Genomic DNA, 14,456 nt, shown 5'->3' with positions numbered 1-14,456 from the left:
GCGCCGCCGATCCCGGATCAGAAGCTGGCGCTGGCGCCCAGCCGGAAATAGCGTCCCATCACCCCGCTGAAATAGGTGATCGTCCCGCCCGTCGCCGGATAGGGGTAGGGCGGCTGCTTGTCGAAGATGTTGTCGACCGTCAGGCGAAGGCCGAAACGTTCGCCGACGCGGACGCTGGCGCCCATGTTGACGAACAGCACGCTGGGCAGGTCGCCGAGGCCGTCGGGGTAGAAGTTCGGCGCCGCCTGCGGGTCGATCTTCGCCTTGCCGGTATAGTTGAGCTGCGTGAACAGGCCAAAATCGGCATCGCGATAATCGAGCGTCAGCACCCCCTGATGCTTCGAATAGCCGATTGCGCCATTCTGCTTCGTCCGTGCCGAAGCCGCATCCGCGCGGGTGCTGAGTTCGTCGAGATACTGATAAGACAGGTTGAGGCCGATCGAACCCGAGGCACCGAATGCCGGGACGCGATAGTCGAGTGCGGCCAGATAGCCCTTGTAACGCTGGTCGGCGAGGTTGAGGTACTGAACTTCGATGAAATTGATCTGATTGTCGGGGCCGCGCGTGAAGCGTGCGCAATCGGGCGCGTTCGCGAAATCGGACGAGTCGTAGCAATTGGCGACAATGCTGCTCGCGCCGCCATTGGTGATCGCGTCCTTCAGGTGAATGTCGACATAATCGACGCTCGCGCGCAGCCGCGGCGCGAAGCGCGGTTCGACGACGATGCCAACGGTCCAGCTGTCGGCCTTTTCGTTGCGGAGCACCGGATTGCCCTCGATCGCTTGCAGGAACGTGCGACTGCTCGACAGCGAGGCGAAGTTGGCAGGCAGCCCGGCGGCGGCGCAATTGGCCTGGCGGGTTGCCGGATCGGGGCCGTTACCGCGATTGACCGCGTCGCACGGATCGCTGGCAAAGCCGAAATAGCTGCTCGACGGGTTGAACAGCTCGGTGATTGCCGGGGCACGGATCGCGCGGGTGAAATTGCCGCGAACCACGACATCGGGGATGACTCCCAGACGGCCACCGAGCGTCCAGGTCCAGTCGCCGCCGGCGATCGAATGATCGACGTAGCGGACCGCGCCCTTCACCTCGAGCAGGTCGATCGGCGCGCCACTCGACGAGGAGATGATCGGCGCAAGGAATTCGGCCGAAAATTCGTTCGTGTTATATTTGCCATAGACGGGCAGCACCGGAGTGCCGCGACCATAGCTCATGCGGTCGTTCGCCGGATCGCCGTCGCCATTGCTGTCGGTCAGCGGATCGGGATCGGCGGCGCCATGGAAGAAGGCGCCCGGGTCGAAGTCCTGCGATTCAATGCGATGCTCATAACCCAGAGCGACCGAGAAATCGCCGCCGGGCAGCTTGAACAGCGGGCCGGTGAGCGAAGCGGTAAACTGCTTCTGCTTGTTGAGCGAGACCGGCGTGGCGATCGCGGTGACATAGTCGAGCGCTGCCTGCGAATTGCGGCCCGTGCCGAACAGATTGATCGGCGTGCACTGGCTGTTCGGCGTCGTGATCGGCGAATTGATCACACCCGGACGGCAGACGATGTTGCCGCTGCCATCCTTGATGGCGTCGACTGCGTTGAGGAAATTCTGCTGCACCAGTTCGCGCGAGATGCTTTTGGTCTTCGAGCGGCCGTAATTGCCCGCGACTTCCCAATTCCACTGGCCCGCGAACAGGTCAAACTGGCCGTCAAAGCCGGCGACGAACCGCATCACCTCGACCTCACCCGTCGAATTGCCGGTCGTCAGATCGCTGTTCGCGCGCGCGAGGTAGAAATAATCCTGCGGGAATCCGCCCATATTCTGATCGGACATCGGGTTGTTGGCGATCGCGGTAAGGATCGCGGCGCGCGCCGCATCCGACAGAAAGGGATTGTCGATGCTGACCAGGATATTGCCGTCGGGTGATCCGGCGGGGCCGGCAAGGCCGGTGTTGAACACCGGCTGGGTGCGCAAATTGCGGCCCTTGCTGTTCGAATACCAGGCTTCGCCGAAGAAGCGGATGCTGTCCGACAGCTCATAATCGGCGGTGGCGACACCGCTGTAGCGGCGCGTCGAGGCGAGAAGATTGGTTGTCGGCACCGCGCTGAAGCCGTTACCGCCCGCAAAATCGACCCCGAACGATCCGGGCGCGCCTGCATATTGGCCGAACTTGATCGGCGTCAGATTGCCGTTGGCATCGAAGCGCAGCTGGTTGCCGCTGCCATCGGTCACGCCGAAATTGGGGCCTGCGAAACCGAAGAAGGCCAGCTGTTGTTCGGGGCTGAGCGGAATGCCGTCGCCGACGATCGGAATGCCCGCTTCCGACAGGGCGGGCAGGCGCCGATCGGCGTAAAGCTGTTGCAGAAAGGGCGAGGCCGGGTCGCTGGCGTTGCCAAAGAACAGATCGCGCGCAAACAGTGACCGGTCGGACCCGACGAGGCCTTCGGCCTTGTTATATTCGGCGGCGATCGTGATGTTGCCGCGCCCGTCGGCGAAATTATGCCCCGCAAGCGCGCGGAAGCGGTAGTTGGCGGCGTCGCCGCGGCTCGACAGCCCATATTGGCCATCGATCTCGAAGCCCTGAAAATCGCGCTTCAGGATAATATTGACGGTGCCCGCGATGGCGTCGGCGCCATAGATGGGCGCGCCGCCGACCGCGATCGTTTCGACCCGGTCGACCAGCTTGGTCGGGATGATGTTCAGGTCGACCTGACTGCCCGCGCCGGTCGGGCCAAAGATCGATGCGGTGTTCGACGATACGAAACGGCGACCACCGACCAAAGTCAATGTGCGCTGCGAGCCGAGGCCAAGGAAATTGGCAAAGGCCTGCCCCTGCGCCAGCGGCGATTGCGCGCCGACCGGAGACGCACCGGGCACGCCGAACGCTGGCTGGTCATTCAGCACCTGACCCAGCGTTTCAAGGCCACGGGCGTCGATTTCCGCGGCGCCGATGACGATTGCGGGCTCGACGGTTTCGAAACGCGGACGCGCGATGCGCGATCCGGTGACAATGATGGTATCGCCATCGCACGCCGATTCATCGCTACACGCAGCTGTGCTGTCCTGCGCTGACGCGACAGGGCTGGCGGCGATCGCCACGACGAGGGTTGCAGCACTCAGCAAGAGGCGCGGCTTGTTCATTCGATACTCCAAGGACTGTCGTTCACATAAAATGTGCGGGGCGCCTTGGGTGTAGAAGAAATTTACCAACAAATGATGAAGCGGAGCGGGCATGGGGGCTTTGATGGTCGCCGCGGGTGTTGCGGCAACGCACCCATGTTGCGGCGCATCATATTTTGGTGCTAATGCAAAGACTGCACACTCATCGGCCCGGCGTGGCGGAATCGCCTTTGGCATGAGTTACTAAGGGAGCGCAGGTCACAATGGCGAAGTCCAAGGCGGTCGGGGACGATGGTGTCGTCACGATCAAGAAGTACGCCAACCGGCGCCTCTATGATACCGAACGCAGTTGCTACATCACGCTGGACGACTTGGGTGCGATGGTCCGTGACGGCCGCGAATTTCGCGTCGTTGATGCCAAGAGCGGCGAAGATATCACGCACAATGTCCTGACCCAGATCATCATGGACACCGAAACGCGCGGCGAAACCTTGCTGCCCGTTCCGTTTCTGCGCCACCTGATCGGCATGTATGGCGACAAGATGCAGTCGATGGTGCCGCAATATCTGGAAGCCTCGATGACGGCGTTTCGCAAGAACCAGCAGGATGTGCGTTCGGCGCTTGAAGGCGCGCTCGGTGCGAACCCGCTCGCCGAACTGGCGCGGCGGAATATGGAAATGTTCCAGCAGGCGGCGGGCGCCTTCATTCCGGCCGTCGGCGGCGGCAAAGGCAAGGATGCCGAAATCGCAGCGCTCAAGGCGGAAGTCGCCGAACTCAAGGCCGAACTCGCCAAGAAGAAATAATAGCGGGCCAATCGCCCTCAACGAAAGCAAACGGAAATTTCATGGTAAAACATGCGCTCAGCGTAACCCGGCAGGCCGATTTCGCGGCCTGGTATCAGGATGTCATTGCCGAAGCCGACCTCGCCGAGGAATCGGGTGTGCGCGGCTGCATGGTCATCAAGCCATGGGGTTATGGCATCTGGGAACGCATCCAGAAGGTGATGGACGCCGCGATCAAGGATGCGGGAGTCCAGAATTGCTATTTCCCGCTGTTCATTCCCTTGAGCTTCTTTGAGAAGGAAGCCGACCATGTCGATGGTTTCGCCAAGGAAATGGCGGTCGTCACCCACCATCGTCTGATCCAGGACGGCAAGGGAAAGCTCATTCCCGATCCCGAGGCAAAGCTCGAGGAACCGCTGATCGTCCGCCCGACGTCCGAAACCGTGATCGGCTCGGCGATGAGCCGCTGGGTGCAAAGCTGGCGCGACCTGCCGCTGAAGGTCAACCAATGGGCCAATGTCGTGCGCTGGGAAATGCGCACGCGCATGTTCCTGCGCACCAGTGAATTCCTTTGGCAGGAAGGCCATACCGCGCACGCCGACCGTGCCGACGCGATGGTCGAGACGTTGCGCGCGCTCGAAATGTACCGCAACTTTGCCGAGACCGCGCTGGCGATGCCCGTTGTCGCGGGCGAAAAGCCCGAGCATGAACGCTTCCCGGGTGCCGTCGCGACCTATTCGATCGAAGCGATGATGCAGGACGGCAAGGCGCTGCAGGCCGGCACTTCGCATTATCTGGGCACCGGCTTCGCCGAGGCCGCGAATATTCGCTACCAGGACAAGGATGGCGGCCACAGCCTGTGCCACACCACCAGCTGGGGTACCTCGACCCGCATGATCGGCGGCGTCATCATGACCCATGGCGACGACGACGGGCTGCGCTGCCCGCCGCGCATCGCGCCGCACCAGATCGTGATCGTGCCGATGCTGCGCGACAATGAAGAGGATCAGGCAATCCTCGATTATTGCGCGGCGCTCCAGGCCGATCTGAAGGCGCTCGACGCGTTTCGCGAACCTGTCCGCGTCCATCTCGACGCCGGTGCGAACAAGGCCCAGACCAAGCGCTGGGGCTGGGTCAAAAAGGGCGCGCCGATCATCCTCGAAATCGGTCCGCGCGACGTCGCCGGCGGCAATGTTGCGGTAATCCGCCGCGACCGGCTCTACAAGGACGACGGTAAGCTCAACACAGCATTCGTGTCGAAGGCTGATTTCGTTGCCGCTGCGGTCGCGACGCTCGGCGAGATTCAGGACAATCTCTTCACCGAAGCCAAGGCGCGCCTCGACAGCAATATCCGCCGCGATGTCACCGATCTGAAAACGCATTTCGCTGGCGACGATAAATTCGTCGGCTGGGTTGAAGTGCAATGGTCGCGTCCGACCGGCGCCGTCCTCGAAGGGATCGTCGAGCAGCTCAAAGCGTTGAAGCTCACGATGCGCAACACCCCGCTCGACGCCGCGCCCACCGATGGCGCCTGCTTCTTCACCGGCGAGCCCGCGACCGAACGCGTGCTCATCGGTCGGACCTATTAATTGGCGAAAGCACAAAAACCCGCCGGCTTGCCGACGCCGGACCAAATTCTTCGTTTCATCGAAACGAGCCAGGACGCCGTCGGCAAGCGCGAAATAGCGAAATATTTCGGGCTCCACGGCGCCGAGAAAATCGCTCTGAAGGCGCTGCTCAAGGACATGACCGACGAGGGGCTCGTCGATCTGGCCGCGGGCAGGGCTTTTCACAAACATGGTGGTCTGCCGCGCGTTACCGTGCTGCGTGTCGCGTCGATCGACGGCAGCACCGTCTGGGCGGTTCCCGACCGCTGGGAGGCGACGACCCCGCCGCCGCAGGTCCGCGTCATGGAGAAGGGCCGCAAAGGGGCGCTTGGCGTTGGCGACCGTATCCTTGCGCGTACCGAAGAGCGTGGTGCCGGCCATATCGCGCACCCGATGAAGAAATTGCAGGCAGGCGGCGAGACGATCATTGGCGTGCTCGTCGAGGATATGGGGCCGGGCGGCAAACCGATCCTGTGGCTGCGCCCCGCCGACAAGCGCGCGCGCTATGATTTTGCCGTCGCCGACAAGGGCGATGCCAATGTCGGCGATCTCGTCCGCGCCGAACTGACCGGGCGCGGCCCGGCGATCAAGGCGAAGGTAATCGACCGCATCGGCGATCCCTTCGCACCGCGTTCGCTCAGCATGATCGCGATTGCCAAGCATGAAATTCCGCATGTCTTCGGCGCCGAAACGATCGCCGAGGCCGAAATCGCAGCGAAGCTGCCGCTCACTCCCGCGGGGCGCGAAGATTTGCGCGACCTGCCGATCCTCGCGATCGATCCCGTCGACGCGCGCGACCATGATGACGCCGTCTGGGCGATCCCCGACGAGGATGCGGCCAACAAGGGCGGCTGGCGCGCGATCGTCGCGATCGCCGACGTCAGCTATTATGTCCGTCCCGACGGCGCGCTCGACCGCGATGCCCGGCGTCGTGGCAACAGCGTCTATTTCCCCGACCAGGTCGTGCCGATGCTCCCCGAAACGCTGTCGGCGGGGGTCTGCTCGCTAAAAGCGGGGCAGGACCGCGCCGCAATGGCGTGCCACCTCGTCATCGACAAGCATGGCAAGGTGACGTCATGGCGCTTCACCCGCGCGCTCGTCAGGCTGCACGCGAACATCGCCTATGAACGCGCGCAGGCCGCTTACGACGCCGACGCGCCCGACGAAGGTTGGGACGCCGACGTCCTTCCCGCGCTCAAGAATCTCTGGGGTTGCTGGAAGCTTCTCGCCAAGGCGCGGGCCGCGCGTGCGCCGCTCGACCTCGACCTCCCTGAACGACAAGTCATCCTCGACGAACAGGGCGGCATCGCCGAAATCCGCGTTCGCGAGCGGCTTGATGCGATGCGGCTGATCGAGGATTATATGATCGCCGCCAACGTCGCGGCGGCCAAGGCGCTCGAGGCGAAGAAGTCGCCGGTGATGTACCGCATTCACGAACCGCCGAGCCGCGAAAAGCTCGTCAGCCTCAAGGATTACCTCGAAACCTTCGAACAAAGCTTCGCGCTCGGACAGGTGATCACCCCTGCGGTGTTCAACCGCCTGATCGATGGTTTTTCCGAAGACGACCGGTTGCCTGAAATCATGCAGGCGATTTTGCGCAGTCAGACGCAGGCCTATTATGGCCCCGCCAATGCGGGCCATTTCGGCCTCGCGCTCGGCAGTTACGCGCATTTTACCTCGCCGATCCGCCGCTACGCCGATCTGATCGTCCACCGCGCACTCGTCGACAGCTACAAGCTCGAAGTGCCCGGCAAGCCCAAAGGATTGCCCGAACGCACCGGGCTGGGCGAAGCCGACGCCAAGGGACTATCGCGCATCGGCGAAGCGATCAGCGCGCTCGAACGCCGCGCGATGGAGGCCGAACGCGAAACGGTCGACCGCTATGTCGCCGCCTGGCTGTCGACCAAAAAGGGCGAGATCGTCCCCGCGCGGATCACCGGGGTCCAACCCTTCGGCTTCTTCGCGACCGTCGACGGGCTCGGCGGCGACGGGCTGGTGCCGGTGTCGACGCTTGGCAACGAACGCTTCTTCTATGACGAGGCGGCGCGCAGCCTCGACAGCGAGCGTGGCCGAGTCAGCTATACGGTCGGCCAGCGGCTCGACCTGCGGCTGATGGACGCCAACCCGATTAGCGGCGCGTTGCGCTTCGAACTTCCCGATGCCCCCGAAGGCGGCTTCCGCAATCGGCCGCCGCGTCGCGACGGGACGAAGGACAAGGCTGGCAAGCATCTCGTCGGCAAACGCGGGCGGCCTGCGAATATCAAGCATAAGGGCAAGCGGCGCTAACCCCGTTATCATCACCCCCGCGAAGGCGGGGGTGATGAAGATCAGTGCTTGCTGGCCAACCGCTGCAACAACGCAGCACTCTCGGTGTCCGCCGGAAAAAAGGCCTCGATCGCCAGCTCAGACAGCGTGATATCAACCGGCGTCCCGAAAATCGTCACCGTCGACACGAACGATATTCGCCCCGCAACCGTATCGAGAACCAAGGGCACCGCGATGCTGCTCGCGTGGCCCCCGCGATTGTCGTTCGCTTCCACCGCGTAGCTCCCGAGCTCCTCGCGCAACGCAACCAGCCCGGCGTCGGCGCTCGCCTCGATCTGCAAATCCAGCCGGTGCAAAATATGATCGCGCCATTCGCTGCAATTGACGATCTGCGGCGCCAGCCCGTCGGGATGCAGGGCGATGCGCAGCACATTCACCGGCGGCACCAGCAGGGCAGGGGCGACCTGCTCGATCAAGATTGCGATTGCGGCATTTGCCGCGATCATGTTCCAGTGCCGATCGACCGCGAGCGCCGGATAGGGTTCATGCCCCTTCAGCACATGCTCAACGATCATACGCATCGCCGCCATGTCGGGGCTGTCGAGCGGACGCTCTTGATAATCGGGGGCATAGCCCGCCGCGAGCAACAGCGCGTTGCGCGCGCGGTGCGGGACGTCGAGCCGGTCGGCGATGCGCCCAAGCATCTGCGGGCTCGGCTTCGAGCGGCCCGTTTCGATGAAGCTCAGATGCCGCGTAGAAATCTCGGTCTCAAGCGCGAGGTCCATCTGGCTCATCCGCCGCCGCGACCGCCAGTCGCGGAGTTGCTCACCGAGCGGGGTGACCTGCATCGTATCTCTCCTTCGACGATCGGGCTAGCGGAGCCGTTGCTGCATTCCCATTACCTCAGGCGTAATCGACTGGCGTCATTTTTCGAGGGAAACGGGGCGGGCATTCGAAAGGAGAACATCATGTCTGTCCAGAGCCTGAAGACCATTCTCACCCTCGACGCCGTAACCTGCGCCGGGATTTTCCTGATCGGCCTGCTTCTTGCTGTCCCTGTCGCGGGGGCGCTCGGCCTTCCCGTCATCGTCGTCACGCTCGCTGGCTGGATCTGCCTCGCGAGTGCAGCGTTGATGGCCTTCGTCGCGGCGCAAAAATCGCCGAGTGCGGCGCTGACCAAGCTGATTGTAGTGGGCAATCTCGGCTGGGTCGTCGCAAGCTTTGCGGTTCTTGCCGCCTTTGCAGGCCAGATGACCGGCCTCGGCATCGCGCTTGTGATTGCACAGGCGCTCGCGGTCCTCGTCTTCGCGTTCCTCGAAGCCAGGGGCGCCGCAACGGTCGGCCGCGTAATTGCCGTCAGCTAAGTTCGTCGAGCCGGGCGACATCGATTCCGCCGGGCACCAGCATCACCGGGCAGTTCAGCCTTCCGGCGTCCTGCCCGGTAAAATGCGCGACCAGCGGCCCGGGCGCGCCGCTTGCGGCAGTGGCAAGCACCAGCGCCGCAATTTCTTCATTGGCGTCGATCACTTCGCGCACCACCTCGGCGGGCTTGCCCGATTTGACCATGATCTGAGGCGTGACATTGGCTTCCTGCGCCACCGCGTCGGCGGCCGCTGCCACCAGCTCCTCGGCATGTTCGCGCGCTTCGGCTTCGATCGTTGCCTGGACGCCGCCGAACGCGACGAAATCCTGCGGAGGGACGATGGCCAGCACCATCACCCCGCCGCCGGTCCGCGCCGCGCGCCGCGCGGCAAAGCGCAGCGCCAGCGTCGCTTCCGGACTGTCGTCGATCACCACCAGATATGTCCGCATTGCCCCGACCCCTCATGTGCTTTGCTGGCGTTAGAGTGCTTCACATTCGTATGAAAGGCAAGTTTGCCCGGATAGACCTTGACCAAAGCAATGCTTATGACGAGGAACAATCCGTAGCGGCAGGCATCGCCTGCAAGACTCCGAGGGACAGAACCTTACCATGCCGATCGAACTCAAAATGCCCGCCCTTTCGCCGACCATGGAGGAAGGAACTCTTGCCAAATGGCTGGTCAAGGAGGGCGACGCCGTCCAGTCGGGCGACCTGCTCGCCGAAATCGAAACCGACAAGGCGACGATGGAATATGAAGCGATCGACGACGGCGTGATCGCGCAGATCTTGATTCCCGAGGGCACCGACAATGTGAAGGTTGGCACCGTAATCGCGGTGATCGCAGGCGAGGGTGAGGATGCGGGCAGCGCCAAGGCTGCTCCGGCGCCGGCTGCGAAGGCCGAGGAAGCTCCAGCCGCTCCGGCGCCAGCGCCCACGCCGGCACCCGCCGCCGCTCCTGCACCTGCGGCAGCTCCGGCGCCAGCCGCACCGGCCGTATCCGGCGACCGCATCAAGGCGAGCCCGCTCGCCAAGCGCCTCGCCGCCAGCCAGGGCATCGACCTGTCGAGGCTGACCGGAACCGGCCCCGGTGGCCGCATCGTCAAGGCAGACCTTGAAGGCGCGCCCGCGGGCGTCGCCGCTCCCGCTGCTGCGGCTGCCGCGACACCGTCGGCTGCACCCGCCGCCGCATCGGCGCCAGCGGCGCCGTTCGAAACCGACATCCCGCACACCGCCGACAAGCTCAGCAACATGCGCAAGACGATTGCGCGCCGTCTGACCGAGGCGAAGCAGACGATCCCGCACATCTATCTGACCGTAGATATTCAGCTCGACGCGTTGCTGAAGCTGCGCGGCGAACTCAACACCGCGCTCGAAAGCTCGGGCGTCAAGCTCAGCGTCAACGACCTGCTTATCAAGGCGCTCGCCAAGGCGCTGGTCCAGGTGCCCAAATGCAACGTCAGCTATGCCGGCGATCAGCTCATCAGCTATACCCGCGCCGACATCAGCGTCGCCGTTTCGGTCCCCGCGGGCCTGATCACCCCGATCATCACCGGCGCGGACACCAAGTCGGTCAGCGCGATATCGACCGAGATGAAAGAACTCGCCGGCCGCGCCAAGGAAGGCAAGCTCCAGCCGCACGAATATCAAGGCGGCACGGCGAGCATCAGCAACATGGGCATGTTCGGAATCACCCAGTTCGACGCCGTGATCAACCCACCGCAGGGCATGATCATGGCAATCGGCGCGGGCGCGAAACGCCCGTGGATCGTCGATGACGCGCTCGCGATCGCGACCGTGATGTCGGCAACCGGTAGTTTTGATCACCGCGCGATCGACGGGGCTGATGGCGCCCAGCTGATGCAGGTGTTCAAGCAGATCGTCGAGAACCCGCTCGGCCTGGTGGCCTGACCGGAGGCTGCGATGCAGTTCGTTCGACAATTTCTGCATTTGTTGATCGGACTGCTCGCCGCGGCATTTGTCGCGGCCGCGGCCAGCTGGGCCTGGCCCGCCGCGTCCTATTGGATTTGGATCGCCGCCTACGCGGTCATGGCCATTCTTGCGTTGCGCGAGTTGGCTGTGCTGCTGCGTAAGAAGCCCGGCGAATAAGGAGATAATTGTGGCTGACACCAACTATGACCTCATCGTCCTTGGCTCGGGCCCCGGCGGCTATGTTGCGGCAATCCGCGCGGCGCAGCTCGGCCTCAAGACCGCGATCGTCGAGCGCGAGCTGCTCGGCGGCATCTGCCTCAACTGGGGCTGCATCCCGACGAAGGCGCTGCTGCGTTCGGCCGAAGTCTATCATTATATGCAGAACGCCGGCGCTTATGGCCTGAAAGCGGCCGAGATCAGCGCCGACATCGATGCGGTGGTCAAGCGCAGCCGCGGCGTCGCGAAGCAGCTCAATCAGGGCGTCACGCATCTGATGAAGAAGCACAAGATCACCGTCCATATGGGCACCGGCAAGCTCACCGCGCCGGGCAAGCTGGAAGTGGCGGGCGAGAAGGGCACCGAGACCCTGACCGCGAAAAATATCATCGTCGCGACCGGCGCCCGCGCCCGCGACCTGCCGTTCGCCCCCGCCGACGGCAAGCGGATCTGGACCTATCGCCACGCACTCGTGCCCCCCGAGATGCCGAAGAAATTGCTGGTCATCGGATCGGGCGCGATCGGGATCGAATTTGCGAGCTTCTACAGGGATATGGGCGCCGAAGTGACCGTGGTCGAAATGCTCGACCGCGTCGTTCCGGTCGAGGATGCCGATATCTCGGCCTTCCTCGAAAAATCGCTCAAGAAGCAGGGCATGACGATCCTGACCGGCGCCGGGGTGGAAGAGCTGAAGGCGACCGCAACCGGTGTCTCGGCGAAAATCAAGACCAGGGACGGCAAGACCGAAACGTCCGAGTTCAGCCATGCGATCGTTGCGATCGGCATTGTCCCCAACACCGAGAATATCGGCCTCGAAACCCTCGGCGTGAAAACGACCAAGGGCCATATCGACACCGACGCGATGTGCCGCACCAACGTTCCTGGCCTGTGGGCGATCGGCGACGTCACCGCGCCGCCGTGGCTCGCGCACAAGGCGATGCATGAATCGGTGATCGCGGTGGAGGCGATCGCGGGCAATCATCCGCACGCGATGGACGTCCGCAACATTCCCGGCTGCACCTATTGCCGCCCGCAAATCGCGAGCGTCGGCCTGACCGAGGCGAAGGCGAAGGAACTGGGCTATGAGGTGAAGGCGGGGACCTTTCCCTTCATCGGCAACGGCAAGGCGATCGCGCTGGGCGAGGCCGAGGGTTTCACCAAGACCGTGTTCGACGCCAAGACCGGCGAGTTGCTCGGCGCGCACATGATCGGCGCCGAAGTCACCGAACTGATCCAGGGCTATACGATCGGCAAGACCGCCGAACTGGTCGAGGATGATTTCATCGGCACCGTCTTCCCGCATCCGACGCTCAGCGAAACGATGCACGAAGGCGTGCTTGCGGCATTCGGGCGTCCGCTGCATATCTGATGCGCCGGGCATTCTCGCTGATCGCCGCGGCGCTGCTCGTGTCGCCGGTGCTGGCGGCCGATCCGGCCGCGGCGCCGGACTATGCCGCCGACGCACGGGCACTCGATGCGCTGATCGTCGAGAATTATGCCTATGCTGACCGTCTGCCCGGCGACGCGCTTCCCGATTCGCCGGTTCTCGCGACCGAGCGTGCGGCGGTGCACGATTCGAAATCGCTGCTCGCCTATGCCGAACATCGTATCGCGACGCTGGCCGATCATCATGCGATCACCGGCGGCTCCTTTCCGGTCAGCTGGGCGCTCGTGCCGAGCTACACTGATCTGTGGATCGTTGCGGACGGCAAGGGGTTCCGGATCGATGCGGTGCGTGCGGACAGCCCGGCCGAACGGGCAGGCATTCTCGCCGGCGACCGGCTGGCAGCGGTCGCCGGGGTCAAAGCCGACGCGGCGGTCGCGGCCTTCTGGACCGAGCTTGGCCTCGAGACGGCGGGCACCGACCGTGCCGGTTATGCCGCGCGCGTACTTGCCGCCGGGCGCCGCGACCGCGAGCGGAAGCTGACGATCGTCCGCGACGGAAAGTCGCGCGAAGTAACGCTGCCCAGCCTCTACGCGCTCCGGAGGCCCGACCGGCCGCCAGTGTCGGTGACGACCGACGCGGGCGGCGTCGTGACGATCCGCTACAATAATTCGCTGGGCGACAATGCTGCGATCGCGGCATTCGATACCGCGTTGGCGACCTTGCCCGCCGATGCGCGGGTCGTCGTCGACCTGCGCGATACGCCGAGCGGCGGCAACAGCACCGTTGCGCGTGGCGCGATGAGCTGGTTCGTCGACGCCCCGACGCCTTATCAGATGCACAATCTGCCGGCCGAAGAGCGTAGCACGGGGATCGCGAGGCAATGGGTCGAACTGGCCCTGCCGCGCGCGGGCAAGTATCGCGCGAAGCCGGTGGCGGTGCGTGTCGGACGGTGGACGGGCAGCATGGGCGAGGGGATGGCGATCGGCTTTGCCGCGATGGGCGTACCGGTGTGCGGCGACCGCATGGCGGGGCTGCTCGGCGCCGTCTACGACTTCGACCTGCCGTCGAGCGGCCTGCGCGTCAAATTCCCGGCCGAGAGACTTTTCTCGGTCGGCGGACAGCCGCGCGAGGATTTCGTTCCCGTGCCCGACGCCGATTGCCCCGCCTGATGCGATTTTCTGCGCCACAGGTGGCGGCGGTGCTGTTCGTCGCGGTGCTGGCCTTCGGGTTCGCGATCAACGCCGGGTGGCTTGTGTCGGCGGACCTGCATATCGCGAACGCGCTCTCGCTCCGCGCGGGCCAGAGCAATGCGGGCCTCATCGTCTTCATGCAGGGCGCAAGCTGGATCGGCGGCGGCGTGCCGCGCTGGATTATCGTCATCCTGCTGTGCGGTCTCGTCTGGCACTGGTGCGGCCCGCGCTGTGCGGTCGCGCTGGGCGGGGCTTCGCTGCTTTCGAACCTCGCCTCCAGCCTGATGAAGATTGGCTTCGGTCGCGCCCGCCCCGACATCATCCCCCACCTCGACCATGTATCGAGTGCTTCCTATCCCAGCGGGCATGCGACGAGCGCTGCGGTCGTCTATCTGCTCCTCGCTTGGCTCGCCCCGCCGCGCTGGCGCGCCGCAGCATGGGCGCTCGCGGGGGCGATGATCATCCTCAACGGCTTTTCGCGCATCATGCTCGGCGTCCATTGGGCAAGCGATATCGTGGGCGGGACGATGCTCGGCACCGCCTTTGCGCTGCTCGGCGTGTGGTGGGTCGGGCTTTCCTCTCGACAGTCGAGCATCAGCGGCTAGTCTTG

At 64.2% G+C, this 14,456-nt stretch carries 12 protein-coding genes; 9 read left to right on the top strand and 3 right to left on the bottom strand.

Going from position 1 to position 14,456, the window contains the following annotated elements:
• Nucleotides 1-17: 17 nt before the first annotated feature.
• Nucleotides 18-3,128, bottom strand: coding sequence for a TonB-dependent receptor domain-containing protein (locus AC1RRJ_RS07940; RefSeq protein WP_493121207.1), 3,111 nt, complete (start codon nucleotides 3,126-3,128; stop codon nucleotides 18-20).
• Between the two features lie 242 nt (nucleotides 3,129-3,370).
• On the opposite strand from AC1RRJ_RS07940, the gene phaR reads away from it, so the two are divergent.
• Genes phaR through AC1RRJ_RS07925 form a run of 3 tightly spaced genes read left to right on the top strand, consistent with a single transcriptional unit; the run spans nucleotide 3,371 to nucleotide 7,782 of the window.
• Nucleotides 3,371-3,910: a polyhydroxyalkanoate synthesis repressor PhaR gene (phaR, locus tag AC1RRJ_RS07935; RefSeq protein WP_493121206.1), complete on the top strand. Its 540-nt coding sequence runs from the start codon at nucleotides 3,371-3,373 to the stop codon at nucleotides 3,908-3,910.
• Nucleotides 3,911-3,951: 41 nt separating this feature from the next.
• Nucleotides 3,952-5,478 carry a proline--tRNA ligase gene (gene proS, locus AC1RRJ_RS07930; RefSeq protein WP_493121205.1) on the top strand — a complete coding sequence of 509 codons (1,527 nt, stop codon included), beginning with the start codon at nucleotides 3,952-3,954 and terminating at the stop codon, nucleotides 5,476-5,478.
• Nucleotides 5,479-7,782 (top strand): ribonuclease R family protein, encoded by a 2,304-nt coding sequence (locus AC1RRJ_RS07925; protein ID WP_493121204.1) that lies wholly within the window; start codon nucleotides 5,479-5,481, stop codon nucleotides 7,780-7,782.
• A 41-nt stretch (nucleotides 7,783-7,823) separates the two neighbouring features.
• On the opposite strand, the gene AC1RRJ_RS07920 is transcribed toward AC1RRJ_RS07925, so the two are convergent.
• A complete protein-coding gene (locus AC1RRJ_RS07920; protein ID WP_493121203.1) occupies nucleotides 7,824-8,609 on the bottom strand; it encodes a helix-turn-helix domain-containing protein in 786 nt (261 codons plus the stop codon).
• A gap of 120 nt (nucleotides 8,610-8,729) precedes the next feature.
• Here AC1RRJ_RS07920 and AC1RRJ_RS07915 point away from each other — a divergent pair, with 120 nt between their 5' ends.
• Nucleotides 8,730-9,125, top strand: coding sequence for a hypothetical protein (locus AC1RRJ_RS07915; RefSeq protein WP_493121202.1), 396 nt, complete (start codon nucleotides 8,730-8,732; stop codon nucleotides 9,123-9,125).
• On the opposite strand, the gene AC1RRJ_RS07910 is transcribed toward AC1RRJ_RS07915, so the two are convergent.
• Complete coding sequence (locus AC1RRJ_RS07910; RefSeq protein WP_493121201.1) at nucleotides 9,118-9,573, bottom strand: universal stress protein; 456 nt, start codon at nucleotides 9,571-9,573, stop codon at nucleotides 9,118-9,120. The two genes, AC1RRJ_RS07915 and AC1RRJ_RS07910, sit on opposite strands and share 8 nt — an antisense overlap.
• A gap of 160 nt (nucleotides 9,574-9,733) precedes the next feature.
• Between AC1RRJ_RS07910 and AC1RRJ_RS07905 the strand changes: the two genes are divergently transcribed.
• The 5 genes from AC1RRJ_RS07905 to AC1RRJ_RS07885 are packed head-to-tail and all read left to right on the top strand — an operon-like array spanning nucleotide 9,734 to nucleotide 14,451.
• Nucleotides 9,734-11,032: a pyruvate dehydrogenase complex dihydrolipoamide acetyltransferase gene (locus tag AC1RRJ_RS07905; protein ID WP_493121200.1), complete on the top strand. Its 1,299-nt coding sequence runs from the start codon at nucleotides 9,734-9,736 to the stop codon at nucleotides 11,030-11,032.
• 12 nt (nucleotides 11,033-11,044) lie between these two features.
• Complete coding sequence (locus tag AC1RRJ_RS07900; protein WP_493121199.1) at nucleotides 11,045-11,230, top strand: hypothetical protein; 186 nt, start codon at nucleotides 11,045-11,047, stop codon at nucleotides 11,228-11,230.
• Nucleotides 11,231-11,240: 10 nt separating this feature from the next.
• The gene (gene lpdA, locus AC1RRJ_RS07895; RefSeq protein ID WP_493121198.1) at nucleotides 11,241-12,638 is read left to right on the top strand and encodes a dihydrolipoyl dehydrogenase; all 1,398 of its coding nucleotides are present in this window, start codon (nucleotides 11,241-11,243) and stop codon (nucleotides 12,636-12,638) included.
• Nucleotides 12,638-13,825, top strand: coding sequence for a S41 family peptidase (locus tag AC1RRJ_RS07890; RefSeq protein WP_493121197.1), 1,188 nt, complete (start codon nucleotides 12,638-12,640; stop codon nucleotides 13,823-13,825). The genes lpdA and AC1RRJ_RS07890 overlap by 1 nt, the downstream gene beginning before the upstream one ends.
• The gene (locus AC1RRJ_RS07885) at nucleotides 13,825-14,451 is read left to right on the top strand and encodes a phosphatase PAP2 family protein (protein WP_493121196.1); all 627 of its coding nucleotides are present in this window, start codon (nucleotides 13,825-13,827) and stop codon (nucleotides 14,449-14,451) included. Before AC1RRJ_RS07890 ends, AC1RRJ_RS07885 begins: the two co-directional genes overlap by 1 nt.
• Nucleotides 14,452-14,456: the final 5 nt, after the last annotated feature.

The organism is Sphingopyxis sp. GW821-FHT12C06, assembly GCF_058807415.1.
The sequence above is the reverse complement of the archived record's forward strand: the minus strand, read 5'-3'. Positions and strand labels throughout refer to the sequence as shown.

Coding starts and splice junctions, on each gene's coding strand:
- AC1RRJ_RS07940 (WP_493121207.1), bottom strand. CDS start 3,128: ATGAACAAGCCGCGCCTCTTGCTGAGTGCTGCAACCCTCGTCGTGGCG.
- phaR (WP_493121206.1), top strand. CDS start 3,371: ATGGCGAAGTCCAAGGCGGTCGGGGACGATGGTGTCGTCACGATCAAG.
- proS (WP_493121205.1), top strand. CDS start 3,952: ATGGTAAAACATGCGCTCAGCGTAACCCGGCAGGCCGATTTCGCGGCC.
- AC1RRJ_RS07920 (WP_493121203.1), bottom strand. CDS start 8,609: ATGCAGGTCACCCCGCTCGGTGAGCAACTCCGCGACTGGCGGTCGCGG.
- AC1RRJ_RS07915 (WP_493121202.1), top strand. CDS start 8,730: ATGTCTGTCCAGAGCCTGAAGACCATTCTCACCCTCGACGCCGTAACC.
- AC1RRJ_RS07910 (WP_493121201.1), bottom strand. CDS start 9,573: ATGCGGACATATCTGGTGGTGATCGACGACAGTCCGGAAGCGACGCTG.
- AC1RRJ_RS07905 (WP_493121200.1), top strand. CDS start 9,734: ATGCCGATCGAACTCAAAATGCCCGCCCTTTCGCCGACCATGGAGGAA.
- AC1RRJ_RS07900 (WP_493121199.1), top strand. CDS start 11,045: ATGCAGTTCGTTCGACAATTTCTGCATTTGTTGATCGGACTGCTCGCC.
- AC1RRJ_RS07890 (WP_493121197.1), top strand. CDS start 12,638: ATGCGCCGGGCATTCTCGCTGATCGCCGCGGCGCTGCTCGTGTCGCCG.
- AC1RRJ_RS07885 (WP_493121196.1), top strand. CDS start 13,825: ATGCGATTTTCTGCGCCACAGGTGGCGGCGGTGCTGTTCGTCGCGGTG.